The sequence below is a fragment of the Thermogutta sp. genome (genome assembly GCF_039793925.1).
GTDB lineage: Bacteria > Planctomycetota > Planctomycetia > Pirellulales > Thermoguttaceae > Thermogutta.
Window position 1 is genome coordinate 1 of sequence record NZ_JBAMME010000031.1, and the last position, 13,711, is coordinate 13,711.

At 55.6% G+C, this 13,711-nt stretch carries 13 protein-coding genes and 1 pseudogene; 1 reads left to right on the forward strand and 13 read right to left on the reverse strand.

The genetic code is table 11. From position 1 onward, the window contains the following. A pseudogene (locus tag ABJK56_RS01200) lies at window positions 1–410 on the reverse strand (hypothetical protein); the annotation flags it as partial. A 213-nt stretch (window positions 411–623) separates the two neighbouring features. After that, entirely contained in the window at window positions 624–2,714 is a 2,091-nt protein-coding gene (flhA, locus tag ABJK56_RS01205) for a flagellar biosynthesis protein FlhA (protein ID WP_347242841.1), read from the reverse strand. A 361-nt stretch (window positions 2,715–3,075) separates the two neighbouring features. On the opposite strand from flhA, the gene ABJK56_RS01210 reads away from it, so the two are divergent. Continuing rightward, window positions 3,076–4,275: a sulfotransferase gene (locus ABJK56_RS01210; protein WP_347242842.1), complete on the forward strand. Its 1,200-nt coding sequence runs from the start codon at window positions 3,076–3,078 to the stop codon at window positions 4,273–4,275. 68 nt (window positions 4,276–4,343) lie between these two features. Here ABJK56_RS01210 and flhB read toward each other — a convergent pair whose 3' ends face one another. The 11 genes from flhB to ABJK56_RS01265 form a co-directional block, all read right to left on the reverse strand. Then, a complete protein-coding gene (gene flhB / locus ABJK56_RS01215) occupies window positions 4,344–5,426 on the reverse strand; it encodes a flagellar biosynthesis protein FlhB (RefSeq protein ID WP_347242843.1) in 1,083 nt (360 codons plus the stop codon). Window positions 5,427–5,454: 28 nt separating this feature from the next. Then, the gene (locus ABJK56_RS01220; RefSeq protein WP_347242844.1) at window positions 5,455–6,237 is read right to left on the reverse strand and encodes a flagellar biosynthetic protein FliR; all 783 of its coding nucleotides are present in this window, start codon (window positions 6,235–6,237) and stop codon (window positions 5,455–5,457) included. Window positions 6,238–6,426: 189 nt separating this feature from the next. Next, entirely contained in the window at window positions 6,427–6,696 is a 270-nt protein-coding gene (fliQ, locus tag ABJK56_RS01225; protein WP_347242845.1) for a flagellar biosynthesis protein FliQ, read from the reverse strand. A 94-nt stretch (window positions 6,697–6,790) separates the two neighbouring features. Then, entirely contained in the window at window positions 6,791–7,654 is an 864-nt protein-coding gene (gene fliP, locus ABJK56_RS01230) for a flagellar type III secretion system pore protein FliP (RefSeq protein ID WP_347242846.1), read from the reverse strand. Window positions 7,655–7,745: 91 nt separating this feature from the next. Further along, a complete protein-coding gene (locus ABJK56_RS01235) occupies window positions 7,746–8,675 on the reverse strand; it encodes a flagellar biosynthetic protein FliO (protein WP_347242847.1) in 930 nt (309 codons plus the stop codon). 111 nt (window positions 8,676–8,786) lie between these two features. Beyond that, window positions 8,787–9,449, reverse strand: coding sequence for a flagellar motor switch protein FliN (fliN, locus tag ABJK56_RS01240; protein WP_347242848.1), 663 nt, complete (start codon window positions 9,447–9,449; stop codon window positions 8,787–8,789). A gap of 95 nt (window positions 9,450–9,544) precedes the next feature. After that, window positions 9,545–10,162: a flagellar basal body-associated FliL family protein gene (locus ABJK56_RS01245; RefSeq protein WP_347242849.1), complete on the reverse strand. Its 618-nt coding sequence runs from the start codon at window positions 10,160–10,162 to the stop codon at window positions 9,545–9,547. A 205-nt stretch (window positions 10,163–10,367) separates the two neighbouring features. Then, window positions 10,368–11,111 carry a flagellar motor protein MotB gene (locus ABJK56_RS01250; RefSeq protein ID WP_347242850.1) on the reverse strand — a complete coding sequence of 248 codons (744 nt, stop codon included), beginning with the start codon at window positions 11,109–11,111 and terminating at the stop codon, window positions 10,368–10,370. A 41-nt stretch (window positions 11,112–11,152) separates the two neighbouring features. Then, window positions 11,153–11,935 (reverse strand): MotA/TolQ/ExbB proton channel family protein, encoded by a 783-nt coding sequence (locus tag ABJK56_RS01255; protein WP_347242851.1) that lies wholly within the window; start codon window positions 11,933–11,935, stop codon window positions 11,153–11,155. A gap of 2 nt (window positions 11,936–11,937) precedes the next feature. Further along, window positions 11,938–12,177 carry a flagellar FlbD family protein gene (locus tag ABJK56_RS01260; RefSeq protein ID WP_347242852.1) on the reverse strand — a complete coding sequence of 80 codons (240 nt, stop codon included), beginning with the start codon at window positions 12,175–12,177 and terminating at the stop codon, window positions 11,938–11,940. A 236-nt stretch (window positions 12,178–12,413) separates the two neighbouring features. Continuing rightward, a partial coding sequence (locus tag ABJK56_RS01265) for a flagellar hook-basal body complex protein (protein WP_347242853.1) occupies window positions 12,414–13,711 on the reverse strand: 1,298 nt, incomplete at its 5' end.

A 13,711-nucleotide genomic window follows, 5' to 3' on the forward strand; every position in this document is an offset into this window, starting at 1 on the left:
AATAGCGGCTCCGGCCAATCATAGAGCGCGGAAGAGCCGGTCCGCCGGCACAGGCTGCGGAGCATGTGCTCCATGTTTTCCAGCTTCTGCTGGACCTCCATCCCCGCGTGTGCCGCCCGGAGGATCAGCGCCCGGGTCTCCGGCGCCGGCTGTTCCAGAGACAGTCCACCTTCCGCAGGAGGACGGCGCGGCGACGCGGTCGTCTCCGCGGGCAAACGGCTGGGAACATTCACGCCGAAAGAGGCGACAACTTCAATCTCCGGTCGTCCGGGCAACAGTCCAAACCAGCGACGCACACGGACTTCGCGTGTTCGTAAAATGGCTGCGTCGGGCCCCATCTCTCGCCGTACCAGCGCCAATGCTTCATGCATGGTGCTGGCCCGAAATGTCCGAATTTCCACGTTGTCCATATGCAAATTCCCCAACCGAAAGCTCCTTACTGGACAATGGAAAAATGTTCCTTTGAAATTTCCGCTGTCTGCATTCGTCGCTTCCGCTGACACCGGCCCCCCTCACCATCCGGGACTCGCTCAGTCTGACCAACTTAAAACGCACATCGGTCTTTCTCGCGGTCCCGATCCCAAATTCTGTGTTCTCATAGTCCCCATTTTTCTGCCTCTCCGTCATGCGGCGTCAGTTACCATACCAACGGCCTCGATCTTGGTATCGCGGGTGATTTCGTTGTAGCTGAGCACCACAAGCTGGGATAAATACGGTGCTGTCATTTCCTTCAAGGCAGCCCGGATCTGTGGGCTGACCAGCAGGATGGGTGGTCTGTGCTGTGTGGTCAGTTTGGAAATCTCCTTGCTAATGGCCCGGCAAAGGGCCTCGATACTCTGCGGCGACATCCTGATAAACAGGCCTCGTTCCGTGTGATCGAATCCCGCACGTATTCGATCCTCCAGGGCAGGATCGAGCGTCACCACCATCATCCGCCCTTCCGCATCGCGATACCGGGTGGAAATCGCGCGAGCCAGCCGGGCACGAACAAACTCGGTCAGCAAGATGGGATCCTTGGTCCGCGGTGCGTAGTCGCCCAACGTTTCCAGAATCAACCCAAGCTGGCGAATCGATACCCCTTCGCGAAGCAGATTTTGCAGGATCTGCTGCACCTCCGCCAAACGCATCACGTTGGGAATGAGATCCTCCACTACAGCGGGCGACGTCTTTTTCAGCTCTTCGATAAGATGTTTGGTGGCATCGCGGGTAAGAATTTCGTCGGCATGTCGCCGAATGGTTTCCGTAAGATGCGTGGCGATTACGGCAGCCGGTTCCACCACGGTATAGCCGTACATTTCTGCCTTTTCTTTGAGCGACGGCTCAATCCACAAAGCGGGTGCACCGAACGCCGGATCGCGGGTTTCGATGCCCTGAACCTTTCCCGTTGTCATGCCGGAGTCCATGGCCAGGAGCAACTGTGGATAAACCGTTCCCGTGGCCACCGGCGCTCCGGCGATTTTGATTCGGTATTGATGCTGATCGAGCTGGAAATTATCGCGAATCCTCACCTTCGGAAGAATAATGCCGATGTCCGCGGCGATGTTCTTTCGGATCCGGTGAATTCGCTCAAGTAAATCACCGCCGCGTTTGGGATCCGCCAGGCGTATCAACCCGACTCCGATCTCCAGTTCCATCGGGTCTACTAGGAGATAATCCTCGATGCGCTCTTCCTGAGGCTTAGCGGTTTCCGCCTGCTTTTTGGCCTCTTCAGTAAGCTTCTTTTTCTTTGCCTTCTGAGAGAGCAGAATGGCCGAGGCCGCACATGCCCCTCCAATCGTCAGAAGAGGCAGGGTTGGCAGTTGCGTAAACACCAAAATTCCCAAAAATCCTCCAGCCACGGCAAGCGTTTGTGGGCGTCCGAACATCTGACGGAGAAATTCTGCGGGCAAATTGACCTGACTGCTACTCCGCGTCACAAGCAAGCCAGCGGCAAGAGAGATCAGAAATGCCGGCACTTGACTGACCAAACCATCGCCGATGGTCAATTTCGTATACAGGGCCGCCGCTTGCGAGAAGGGCATCCCCAACTGGACCATGCCAATGAACAAACCGCCAATAATATTGACTAACGTAATAATGATGCCCGCGATGGCATCGCCGCGCACGAACTTGCTGGCACCGTCCATCGCTCCGAAGAAGTCCGCCTGCCGCGTGATTTCCTCGCGCCGTCGCTGGGCCTCTTTCTCATCGATGATCCCGGCATTCAAATCGGCGTCGATGGCCATCTGTCGCCCGGGCATGCCGTCGAGAGTGAATCGGGCAGCCACTTCGCTGATACGCGTGGCACCCTTGGTGATCACCACAAACTGAATCACGACGATGATCACGAAAATAATCAGACCGACAACGATTTGGTCCCCCGCTACAAACTCCCCGAATGACCGAATGACGCTCCCCGCCGCTTCCAAACCGGCCTCCCCCGCCCGCGTTAAAATGAGGCGGGTCGTCGCTACGTTGAGAACCAGCCGCATCAACGTGGTCGCCAAGAGAAGTGAGGGAAAAATGTTAAACTCCAGTGGTGTGGCCACATAAATGGTTGTCAGCAGCATGATGATGGCCACGGTGATGTTGGTGGCTAACAGAAAATCCAGCAGCCACACCGGCAGCGGAATCAGAAGCACAATGACGCTGGCGATAATCACCACAGGAAAAACAAGCTCCTGCGGTTTGACGATGTTCAACCGGGTTTGAAGAACACCTGGATTTCCAGCCACTCCCGTCTCCCAAATTCCGCTTCCGCGCCCTCCTCGCAACCTTTGCCAAGACAGCTCCCACGCAGGGGGCCAACGATACCGAAAATGACCTGAACGGTCCAGATTGTTTTCGCTTTACAGCCCCGTGACAAACCCCATTGCGACGGTGGGCTGGATTCTGGCTCACCACATTGCCGATGAGGGAAATGTTTTCCAAAGCGGAAAACGCCGGTTGGTCGCCGAGCCAAGAATGATGTGATAAAATAAGAACTCTGGATAGGTTGCCAAGATTATGTCAGAAGTCCATCCCCGCCATTCGGCTTCTCGCCTTTCCAGAATCTTCCGTGTTGACCATCCATCCAACTCCGCGTACGAGGTAGGCATGTCAAAAAACGGTGTTAAGGCAAAGGAAGTTGGCGGCTATCGCGACCGGCCCTGGATCCCCCGTTTTTGGGATGGCATCACATTCTGGGGATGGATCAAAGTGATGGCCGACCATCGCTTCAAGATCGCCCCCCGCCGTCTCGGCATGGCCGTCCTCATCACAATCATTGGCCTTTTTAACTCCTTTCTGGCCCTCATTCAGAAAGTTGTGTACGGAAGAAAAATCGCACGCACACCTCTTGTCGACGACCCGATCTTCATCATTGGACACTGGCGGTCGGGCACGACACTCCTTCACGAGATGTTCATCCTCGACCCGCGGTTTGGATTTCCAGATAGTTACGCATGTTTCGCACCCAATCACTTCCTTGTCTCGCGCTGGTTTTTGGCGCCGCTCGTGGGGCTCCTTATGCCTAAAATGCGCCCCATCGATAACATGCCGTTCGACTGGAACCGTCCTCAGGAAGATGAATTCGCCCTGTGCAACATGGGGGTTCCCTCCCCCTATTTAAGTCTCATTTTTCCCAACGAGCCCCCTCGTTACGATGCCTATTTGACGCTCGAAGATGTTTCCCAGCGCGAACTCGAGCGGTGGAAAAAGGCATTCTTGACGTTCCTGAAAGCGGTCACCATCCAATGCGGGAAGCGGATCGTCCTCAAATCGCCACCCCACACCTGCCGGATTAAAGTCCTTTTGGAGATGTTTCCCCGAGCCAAATTCGTTCACATCTACCGCGATCCGCTCGCCGTTTATCCCTCGACGATCAATCTGTGGAAGCGGCTTTCCAAGGACGAAGGCCTTCAGGTTCCACACTATCAGGGTCTAGAGGAGCGCGTACTCACAACGTTCTGCCGGATGTACGAAGCGTTTGAAAGGGACCGAGCAATGATTCCGCCCGGTCAACTGGCCGAGGTGAGCTACGAAGCGTTGGTCGCGGATCCTCAGCGACAAATGGAAAGGCTCTACCGGGAGCTCGACCTTGGCGGTTTCGAAATCGTTCAGTCCCGCCTCCGCGAATTCATCGCCGAGCGATCCAATTACAAGCGCAATAAATTTGAGCTCGATCCGGCCGTTCAGCGAGAAATCGCCCGCCGGTGGCGGTTTTTCTTCGAAAAATACGGGTACCCCCTTCCACAAACTCACGATCCGACGAGCGCTCCCAAGCCCCCTCAAACCTCATCACCCTATCCCGCGTGACCAGACCGTAAAACCGAGTATCTGCCGCACCGAACCCGTGCGTGTGCTCCCCCGAATCAGTGAGTCAATCATGCGGCCTTCGCCGGTGGCACTTTTTTGCCTTTCAGGTGATAGACGTATGCCAGCACTTCGGCGACGGCTGCGTAGAGGTCTTCCGGAATGGGTTGATTTACCTCCACGGTGCGATAAAGCGCCTGGGCTAGCGGTTTCTTCTCGATAACGGGAACCCCGTGCTCTTCGGCGAGCTTGCGGATCCGTTGCGCGACAAGGCCCGCCCCCTTGGCTACCACCACCGGAGCCGCCATCGTCTCCGGATCATACTTGAGAGCCACCGCCAGCTCCGTGGGGTTAGTCACCACTACGTCCGCCTTGGGCACTGCCTGGTTAACCCGATTGAGCATCAGTTGCCGCTGGACGACTTTGCGTCGCGCCGCGATCTGGGGATCCCCTTCCAGGTTTTTCAACTCTTCACGTAGTTCCTGGGGGGTCATCTTCAAGTCCTGTTCGCGTTTCCAGTACTGAAACGCAAAATCCAAAATTGCCAGCACTAAAAGCGCGATCCCCAGGCGGAGCGTTGTCCAAACGAGTAACTCCGCCAGGAAACTCGCAATTTCTCCGGGTAACAAGGCCCCCAGCAGGAATATCGAGTCTATTTTCGTTGCTAGATAGACGGCCGCGACAGCTCCCACGACTAAAATCTTGAATATGCCGAATAGCAGGCGTACGATATTCGCCAGAGAAAAGATCCGCCCAAAGCCCTTGAGCGGGTCAATCCGCGTCAAATCGGGGGCGGCTTTTTGCGGTAAAAATAGGAATCCGAACTGAATAAAGTGTCCCGCCACCGCCGCAATCACCACCGCCACCAGGATCGGCGCCAGGGCCTGACCGATCTCCTGAGCCACCTGGAGAAACATGGCGCTTGCCGTGTTGACGTCGGTTGTGAGCCACGCTTCACCACCCAATTGACGCTCCGTCAGCGCCACAACACTTTCCACAAGGGCCCGTCCGCCAATCAAGAGTGCCCCGGTTCCCGCAAGCAAAACGAGAGCCGAGACAAGGTCCGAACTCCGCGCGACGTGCCCTTCCTCCCGGGCCTTCTGCCGCCGGTGCTGCGTTGGCTCGATCGTTCTTTCGCCTACATCGTCCGGCATGGCTCACGGTCGGAACAGATGACCCCTGTCAGAATCCGGCCGCCCAGGGAAACACCCGCTGAAACGTGTTGGCCAGGTCCTGCTCAAAAATCATCACAATGAATCCTATCGAAAGAAGAAGCGTCCCCAGCGCCGCCATACCGTTCAGCCCAAACCCCAGCATGAGAAGATTGAGTTGAGGAAGAGTTCGACTGATCAGCCCCAGGACGAGCGTCACGGTCAGCAGAGCCGCCATAGCCGGGGCCGCCACCCGAACCGCCAGTACGAAACTGAACGTCACGCAATCCAGAAGAAGCGCGGTCGCATCACGGAGTGAAAACAAGACACCGGGCTTGAGTACCGCGTAGCTTTCCAGAATTCCGCTCAACAGGGCCTTTTCTCCACCCGTCACCAGGAACACCACCATCCCCACGACAAAGAGCAACTGGCTGAACCCGGAAAGCTCACTGTCGCTTGTCGGATCATAGACGTCGCCGATTCCCAACCCCGCCATCCTCGAGACGATATCGCCCGCTAGCTGCATCCCCTGGATCATCAGCATCACACCCAGCCCCAGGACGAATCCCACGGCCAGCTCCGACGCAACCATCACACCGAATTCCAGGATGTTACTGACGTGCGGCAGCGGGACGGTCACCACAGGCAAGATCAGCAGGGCCAAGGCCAGCGCCAGAAGAACGCGAACTTGCATCGGCACAAGTCTATGGGAAAGTACGGGCGCAGACAGAACCAGACCTGTCATGCGGATAAAGACGAGCATCAGCAGAATAAACTGATTCAGCAAGTAAGTGACCATGTCACCCATCATCATGCAGCCCCGCCACCTGTCCCGCCCGGCTCACCGCACCACACGCGGAATCCCGGCCATTCCCATTCCACGCATTCCCTTTTGACCCGCCTCCTTTGGCGTTTTTCTCACACGATATCTATTAAGGTGCATCTAAAATAGTCATCCATTCTAGTGTTGACTTGTTTTTTATGGTGGCGATTCTTTCTGCGCCTAATAGATAGTTCCCGACATACTTCTCAGCAATTCCTGCGAATATTCAATCATCTGCGCCAGCATCCATGGCAATGTGAGCAGAAATACAATAACCATTACCGCAACCTTGGGAACAAACACCAAACTTTGCTCCTGAATTTGCGTCACCGCTTGAAGCAATCCCAGGATCAGGCCGACAGCCATCCCTGCTAAAAGAACAGGCGCGCTGATCAAAAAACCTACCCAAATCGCCGTCCTGAATAAATCGACCGCCGCTTGTGTATCCATATTTTCTGACTCGTTCTATATGCGTGTCATTTGTTTACACTTAAAATAACCTTGCTTCAGCAATCGGCACCCTTCCTGAACCGCCCCATCAACGTTAGGGAATCGACTGAAAACTTTCCATGAGCATGCCTACCACCAGATGCCAACCGTCCAGCAGCACAAACAGAAGCAGCTTGAAAGGGAGTGACACCAGCACGGGTGGCATCATGAGCATTCCCATGGACACCATCACCGTAGAAACAACCATGTCGATTATCAAAAATGGTAAGAATATTTGAAAACCGATTAAAAAGGCAGTTTTCAATTCACTGAGCATAAAGGCGGGGACCAGGATTTGCAGGGGCACGTCGTCGTAGGTTTCCGGCTCCTTTTCGAGCTGGGCGTACCGCAAGAACAACCATACGTCCTCAGCGTTATCGCACCGCTCAATCTGCAGTGACATGAACCGACGAATCGGCTTCTGGCCACGCTCCCATGCCTCTTCCAAACTGATCTGTCGCTGCTGGTAAGGAACGATCGCCTGGTGGTAAACCTCCCGCCATACCGGTGCCATGATAAACAGGGTAATGAATAGCGATAGACCAGTAATCACTTGACTGGGTGGCAGGTTTTGAGTACCCAGCGCCTGCCGGAGAAGACTCAGAACAACAATGACGCGAATAAAAGAAGTTGTCATGAGAATAATCGCCGGTGCCAAACTCAGCACCGTCAGCAAAAGTGCGATCTTAAGGGCACTGGAAAGTCCTTCGGGACTTGTCCAACTCTGTGGATCGAGCAAAGAGGGATTTCCCGAATTGCTCGAGGTTGCGGGAAGATCCAGCGAAAGAGGCCGGTTGGACGTTGGAATCTCAGCGAAGACCGGTCGTCCGTAAAAGAACAGCAGCACTGCCAGGATGAGTGCATAAAACCAGATCGATGGCCACCGTGGAATGGTAGATTGCAGTCGGGTGAGCATCATCCCGAGCCACCCGAAAGTTCTTTGAGGTTCATCAATTTGGCCATAACGCAATATGATGGCCATCTTCTGTGTACACTGTCACAATAATGGACTATGTTCCAACAATTTCATGCCCGTTCACATAGTTGTTAAAAAGCTGTCGAAAGGTCTGCGTAGAGCTATGCGGCCGTTGGGAGACGCACAGGCCCACGAGCCGGTCCACCTCGACCGGATCATCGATCTCGGTGATCGGTTCGATAGTTTCTGTACTCATCGCCACAAGGACTACTTTCCGTCCCAGGCGAATCAGGCACAGGCGCTGCCGGGCAGAAAGCGCTGTATGTCCCAGCACCTCCACCACCTCACGAGGAAGGACCTGGTGCCCCTGCGGGTGGACACGACGAAGCATCCAGGCAAACACGAGGAAAACTCCTACGACCATCGCCAGGGCGCCAACCGTCGTAAGCCATGGCGTGAAACGCTGAAAAGAACTCCCTGTCGAGGTGGGCCCGCGTGTTGTCGAATCGCGTCGCGAAATACGCAGCGCCTTCTCGCCGCCTACTGCCTCCTTCCCATTGCTGGGTTCTCGGACCGTGCCACTCCTCTGCCCTGCGACATCGCCTACCGGGGAGTTTTCATCCAAACTCAGCGTTTTCGTCTGCACTCCGGAACCAATACTCCAACGGTTGGTTGTAGTACTATCCGGAGGAGAAGGCTGCACCAAACCCGGCGAGAGCTGGCTTTGTCGCAGCGGAGTGTCAACTCCACTGGAGAAACCGCCCGGATCGGCCGACCATTGATCCGGAACACCCTGAATCGCCTGGGCCTGGCCTACCCCCGGAGGTAGCGCCAAATAAAGACAAAGTAAGAGCAAGGAGATCGCGCCAGTTCGAATCTCTCGACACGGACTAGGAAAAAGGCGCCCGGCGGGATGATGTGCCCGATAGAAAAGTAGAAAAGACAGAACGGCGCCCGGTTTATGCCAGGGCGTAACGACTAACAGGTGAATATTGTCATCGTTATCACGCGGTTTTCGCGCCACACCGGGACTCCTTTCCAGGCGCGCCTTCCATTCAATCCCGTTCCTTGGTCATTCGTTCATTCCATCAAAACCAATTTTTCCCTTATGAACTGTCCATCGAGGTCGCCCGCGTTAACTTTCGCCCTCCACTTGCGGCTGCCGCCCCGCTACAAGCTCTGCGACCCGAATGCAGAAGTTGTCGTTGAGAACGAGCACTTCCCCGCGTGCGATCAGGCGTCCGTTCACATAGATGTCGACGGGATCACCCGCCAGCTTGTCGAGCGTGACGACCGCCCCCTTGCGGAGGCGGAGCACGTCTTCGAGGTACAATCGCGTGCGACCCAGCTCGATCTGAACATCCAGTTCGACTTCCTTCAACAAGTCGAGCGTCGCCGCCTGCGTCGATGGAGGAGCACCAGAAAACTCCGTGAATTCGAAGGGCGACAATCCGGGCGGCAAGTTTCCCACCTGATCGGACTCCAGCGAGGCCAGCGCCTGCTCTGCCTGCCGAAAAAGATAGTCGAGATCTGCAGGATGAATTTGGGCCTCCGGGCTCTCTGAAGCGGCTCCAGCGGCAGGAGCTGCTTTCGCCGCAGGGGACGGTGTCGCCGGCGTGCGTCCTGCCTGCTGCAAAAGCTTCTCGATCTCATCCTGTGAAAGCGGTCGGCTGGCGTCGTCCGCACTGTTCCCCGCAATTCCTCCGGACGGACCAGCGTGACCTCCTGACGGCTGCCGGTTCGCCGATTGAAGCAGCTTTTCGATCTCTTCCTGGCTGAGTTGCTCGTCGCCCGCCATGGGAATCCGTTCCTGATTCCGGGACTTCGGTGATCAATCTTCCGCGAATAAATCTGCGCACCCGGGCGGAAACAGCCGTCAATTCAGCTTCGGCGTTATTGCTCAAGGAACGAAAACTCGCTGAAGACCACGCTCTTCAAGTACGGCTTGCCCAGGGCGTGGTTAACTTTCTCTAAAATCTTCCTTTTGATCAACCCCAATCCCGCGTCCGTGAGGTCCGTTAACTCGGCACTGCGAACAATCACCAGAATTTGGTCCCTCACGCGATTGTTTGCCTTCGCCCACGCTGCCTGAAAATCCTTCTCCTGCGACTGGTCCACGGTCCCCCACAGGTGGAAGTCAATCCTCAGCGTTGTCTGTGTGGCCGGTTGATAGGAAGTGACACTAAATTCCCCAAGGTCCACCTCCACTTCAGTGCCTGTCCCAGGCGTCCCCAGCCCCTGGGTCGGATCCACCTGCGTTTCCGGCACGGATACCGGTGCCGCCGGAGTCGCGGTCTCGGTGCCCACTGCCATCTTTTCGGTCTCGTGCGATGGCGGTCCCGCGTTTGTAGAACCCGGTAGGATGAAGTACGCCGCAAGAGCCTCCACCGTCACTAGGCCTACAATGAAGCCCGCCAGTTTCAGCCGAAGCCCCCCGTGATGGCGAGAAGGGGTAGCAGTCTGTTGATCGGTTTGCTCTTTCTTTCCAGCATTTTCCGTAACGCCCGCCATAGAAGAGTCTCCCATCGTCAAAATCAAAAAGTTCCACGATGCGAACGGAGTGGGCTCGACAAGACACCCTATCCATCCCGCTGAAATTAACCGAGAAGACTGGGCTCTTTAATGAAACTATAGAACACAAACAAGCGGATAGAGATGAGATGTTTCAACAAGCCAGGGGGGATAGCCATTTAAGCCACCCAGCAAAATCAACACATTACCCACCCTTCGAGGGGAATATGCTGCCACTTGTTGTGAGCTCGTTGAGGAGTGCTATCTCCACCCGGGCATTTTGCTTCCTCTTCTCTGGGTCCGGATCGGTGAAAAGTGGTTCGTTAGCGGCGGCGACCGAGATTCGAATCCGTTCCGGTTCGATCCCCAGTTCCACGAGTTTTTCCATCACGCGAAGACACTCGGCGTAAGCTAAGTCCCAATGGGTACGGAAAGAAGATCCCGGCGGGAGCGGTCTGGCTGACGTATGACCGCGTATTTCGATCTTTTGCGGTTTCCCTGCAAGGGATTCGGCAATCTTTTTGAGCGACTCGTCGAATCCCGGAAGCGGTTGATCGGTACCCTCTTCAAAGAACACGACCCCACCCGTCGTCGCTTCATCCCCCGGCCGGATCGATCGGACCTTTGCTTCCCGACCGCGAGGCCCTTTTACTTTGCTTGCCCCTTCCAGCGTCTTAGCCAGCTTTTCCCGGCCTTCACTTACCGATTTCAGAGGAGTGGCTACAGTCGGCTTGTAGTAGAGAGCCAACTCATCGAGGGAGACGTATTTTCCGAACCGTCGCCGCAGTGCTTCCGCGAGGGCTTCGAATTGGTCCTCTTTTTTCACCTCGCTCAAAGCCGCCAGCATGATGAAGAACGTTAGCAGGAGGGACATCATATCGCCGTAGGTGAGCACCCATTCCGGTGCTCCCCCGCCGCCACCTGAGGACTCCTGCTTCAATCGTCCCATGCTGGCTACCTTCAGATTTCAATCAGGTTCTCCCGGCCGGATCATGCCGCTTTTTTCTGGTCTTGCTGTTTTCTAGCCTTTGGCGGGACGAACGTCCGCAGCTTCTGCTCGATGACCCGCGGGTTTTCCCCCGCTTGAATGGCCATAATTCCGCGCACAACGATTTCCATGCGTATCTGTTCCTCACGGGAAAGATGCCCCAGTTTTTCCGCCATGGGAAGCGCCACCACGTTGGCCACGATCGCCCCGTAGAGCGTGGTTAGGAGGGCCACCGCCATGCCAGGACCGATGGCGTTGGGGTCGCTCATGTTCCCCAGCATGATGATCAGCCCGACCAGCGTTCCGATCATTCCGAAAGCTGGTGCGAATTTACCAATCTGATCGAAGATGAGTTTTCCAGTCTGATGCCGTGCCGCAACGGCGTCCATTTCGGTGCGGAGAATATCCTCCATGACTTCCGGCCTGGTTCCATCCACAGCCATCTGTACTCCGAGCACGATAAACGGGTCAGAGATCTCCGGTAAACGGTTTTCCAGAGCCAGAAGTCCATCCCGACGCGCCGTCTCTGCGAGCGAGACAATCTGTTGGATCAGTGCCGAGACGTCATCACTTTTATTGAAAAAGACTTTTTTTACAACTCCACCGATCTTTAACACATCCCGCAACGGCATCGATGTAAGTAACGCCGCAATTGCGCCGCCCACCACCATCACAATGGAAGGATAATCAATAAACGCCTTGGTCGATGCGCCGGGGGCTATCGCAATCGAGACCACAATCAATAGAGTACCACCTAGAATTCCGATGACGGACGCAATATCCATACTCAGGAAGCCTCCTTCGCAGTGTCACCGGAATGGCAATTCGCAGGCCTGTGCGGAGGGAGCCAGTATTTCGCCTGCTGGTACGCGACCGCTCGCCGCAGGACCTCATCCATCGATTCCCGGACTACCACCCGTTCCCCCGTCGTCAACGTGATGTAGGTATCCGGGCGTTCTTCAACGTAGCAAATAAGATCCGCATTGAGAATAAAAGGCTCGCCACTTAGTCGCGTTAAACGAATCATAGTGACTTTCCGTCTGAAGATTATCTTGCACTTCCCTGCCGACAGCCGTCATATTGATTCCCCACCTTCAACCGGCTATCGCCCAGGCCTGTGTTCCTCCACGGCAATGGGCACAGCCGAAAGCCGGTCAATCTGTTTGCGATATTTTGGAAGGATCAGGAAATACCAGGAACGGCCGGGACCACCCTATCGAGATCCCAGCCGCTCGACATACCATAGCTCACCTCCTGCCAAAATCAACGTCGCAGCGACAGCAATTCATCGAGCATTTGCTGGACGGTACTGATCACCCGGGTATTCCCCCGGTACATGCTGGAGGCCAGAATCAGGTCGATCAGGCTCCCACCGATGTCCGTGTTGGAAAGTTCCACAGCTCCCGCGACCAGCGTTCCGATGCCCTGCTCGCCGGGGTTGCCCAGTACGGGAAGCCCCGAATTGACCCCTTCCGCATACAAATTCTGACCCCGCTGGACCAGACCAGCCGGATTTGCAAAGCGCGCCAGGCGAATCTGCCCTAGATCCCGCGTCACGCCATTGGAGAACACTCCCCTGATCAGCCCATCCTCGCCGATAATGAAGCTCGTCAGCACACCCGGTGCCGACCCATCCTGACGGGACACCATCAACGTGCTGTTCTTTGCAGCCAGACCAGAGATTTTGCTGAAATCTAGCGCAAACTCCAGCGGTGAGCGCGCCGATACATGCCGCCGCTCGATAGAAATCTTGTTATTGGTAGCGGAGATAAAATTCCCCTCACCGTCAAAATAGATCAGTCCGGTACCCACGGAAATATCGGCCCCCGAGATCGGGTCATTGTCCGGAGAATCCGCAAACCACCGATAGACTGTTTTGGTACTATCCCGGGCTTCTAACACGGCGGTTAATCGAACACGAATAGGTATTCCCAGCGAGTCATAGACGAGAAAGTCCGTCACGGCACTTTCTCCCACGGCCTGCTGGATGGTTGTCCATGGAAGATTGACCGTCGTTGTCACACCGTTGGGAAATCGCAATAACATCCCCGACATGCCGATGTCGATGGCATTATCTTTTCCGTTATTTCCGGTAAGAATGATCCGCCCATCTACGCTCACTAGCCCGCCTGGGCTCGTTTGCGGTTCGGCTGGGGGATCCGGCGGAGGCGACTTCGGAATTGGATTTGATGGGTCATCGGTGGGCACTTGGATGCCCATCGCCTGCACCATAAAATCGATCAAATCCTGGACAGTTGTGGAACTGGTAATCGTCAGTTGTTTCTTGTCCAGTGTCCTGCCCCCTTTGATGCCCGAAAACTCCAGAATACCTTCCTGAAACACATGCTCGTAGGTGGAGCCGTCGCGTCGGAGCACGTCCACGAGCTTCGTGGAGGGTATGATCTTGGGCCCGTCCATGTCGAGGACAGGTTGCGTGAGCAGCTGGGCATCCGACATGGAGTCGGTCAATACCACGTTGGGATCCGTAACCCCGTTGACAATCGCGACCAAGTGATATTGAGTATCCGTTGGCGAATACCGATAAATATACCGATTGTTCC

Coding starts and splice junctions, on each gene's coding strand:
- ABJK56_RS01210 (WP_347242842.1), top strand. CDS start 3,076: ATGTCAAAAAACGGTGTTAAGGCAAAGGAAGTTGGCGGCTATCGCGAC.
- flhB (WP_347242843.1), bottom strand. CDS start 5,426: ATGCCGGACGATGTAGGCGAAAGAACGATCGAGCCAACGCAGCACCGG.
- ABJK56_RS01220 (WP_347242844.1), bottom strand. CDS start 6,237: ATGATGATGGGTGACATGGTCACTTACTTGCTGAATCAGTTTATTCTG.
- fliQ (WP_347242845.1), bottom strand. CDS start 6,696: ATGGATACACAAGCGGCGGTCGATTTATTCAGGACGGCGATTTGGGTA.
- fliP (WP_347242846.1), bottom strand. CDS start 7,654: ATGATGCTCACCCGACTGCAATCTACCATTCCACGGTGGCCATCGATC.
- fliN (WP_347242848.1), bottom strand. CDS start 9,449: ATGGCGGGCGACGAGCAACTCAGCCAGGAAGAGATCGAAAAGCTGCTT.
- ABJK56_RS01245 (WP_347242849.1), bottom strand. CDS start 10,162: ATGGCGGGCGTTACGGAAAATGCTGGAAAGAAAGAGCAAACCGATCAA.
- ABJK56_RS01250 (WP_347242850.1), bottom strand. CDS start 11,111: ATGGGACGATTGAAGCAGGAGTCCTCAGGTGGCGGCGGGGGAGCACCG.
- ABJK56_RS01255 (WP_347242851.1), bottom strand. CDS start 11,935: ATGGATATTGCGTCCGTCATCGGAATTCTAGGTGGTACTCTATTGATT.
- ABJK56_RS01260 (WP_347242852.1), bottom strand. CDS start 12,177: ATGATTCGTTTAACGCGACTAAGTGGCGAGCCTTTTATTCTCAATGCG.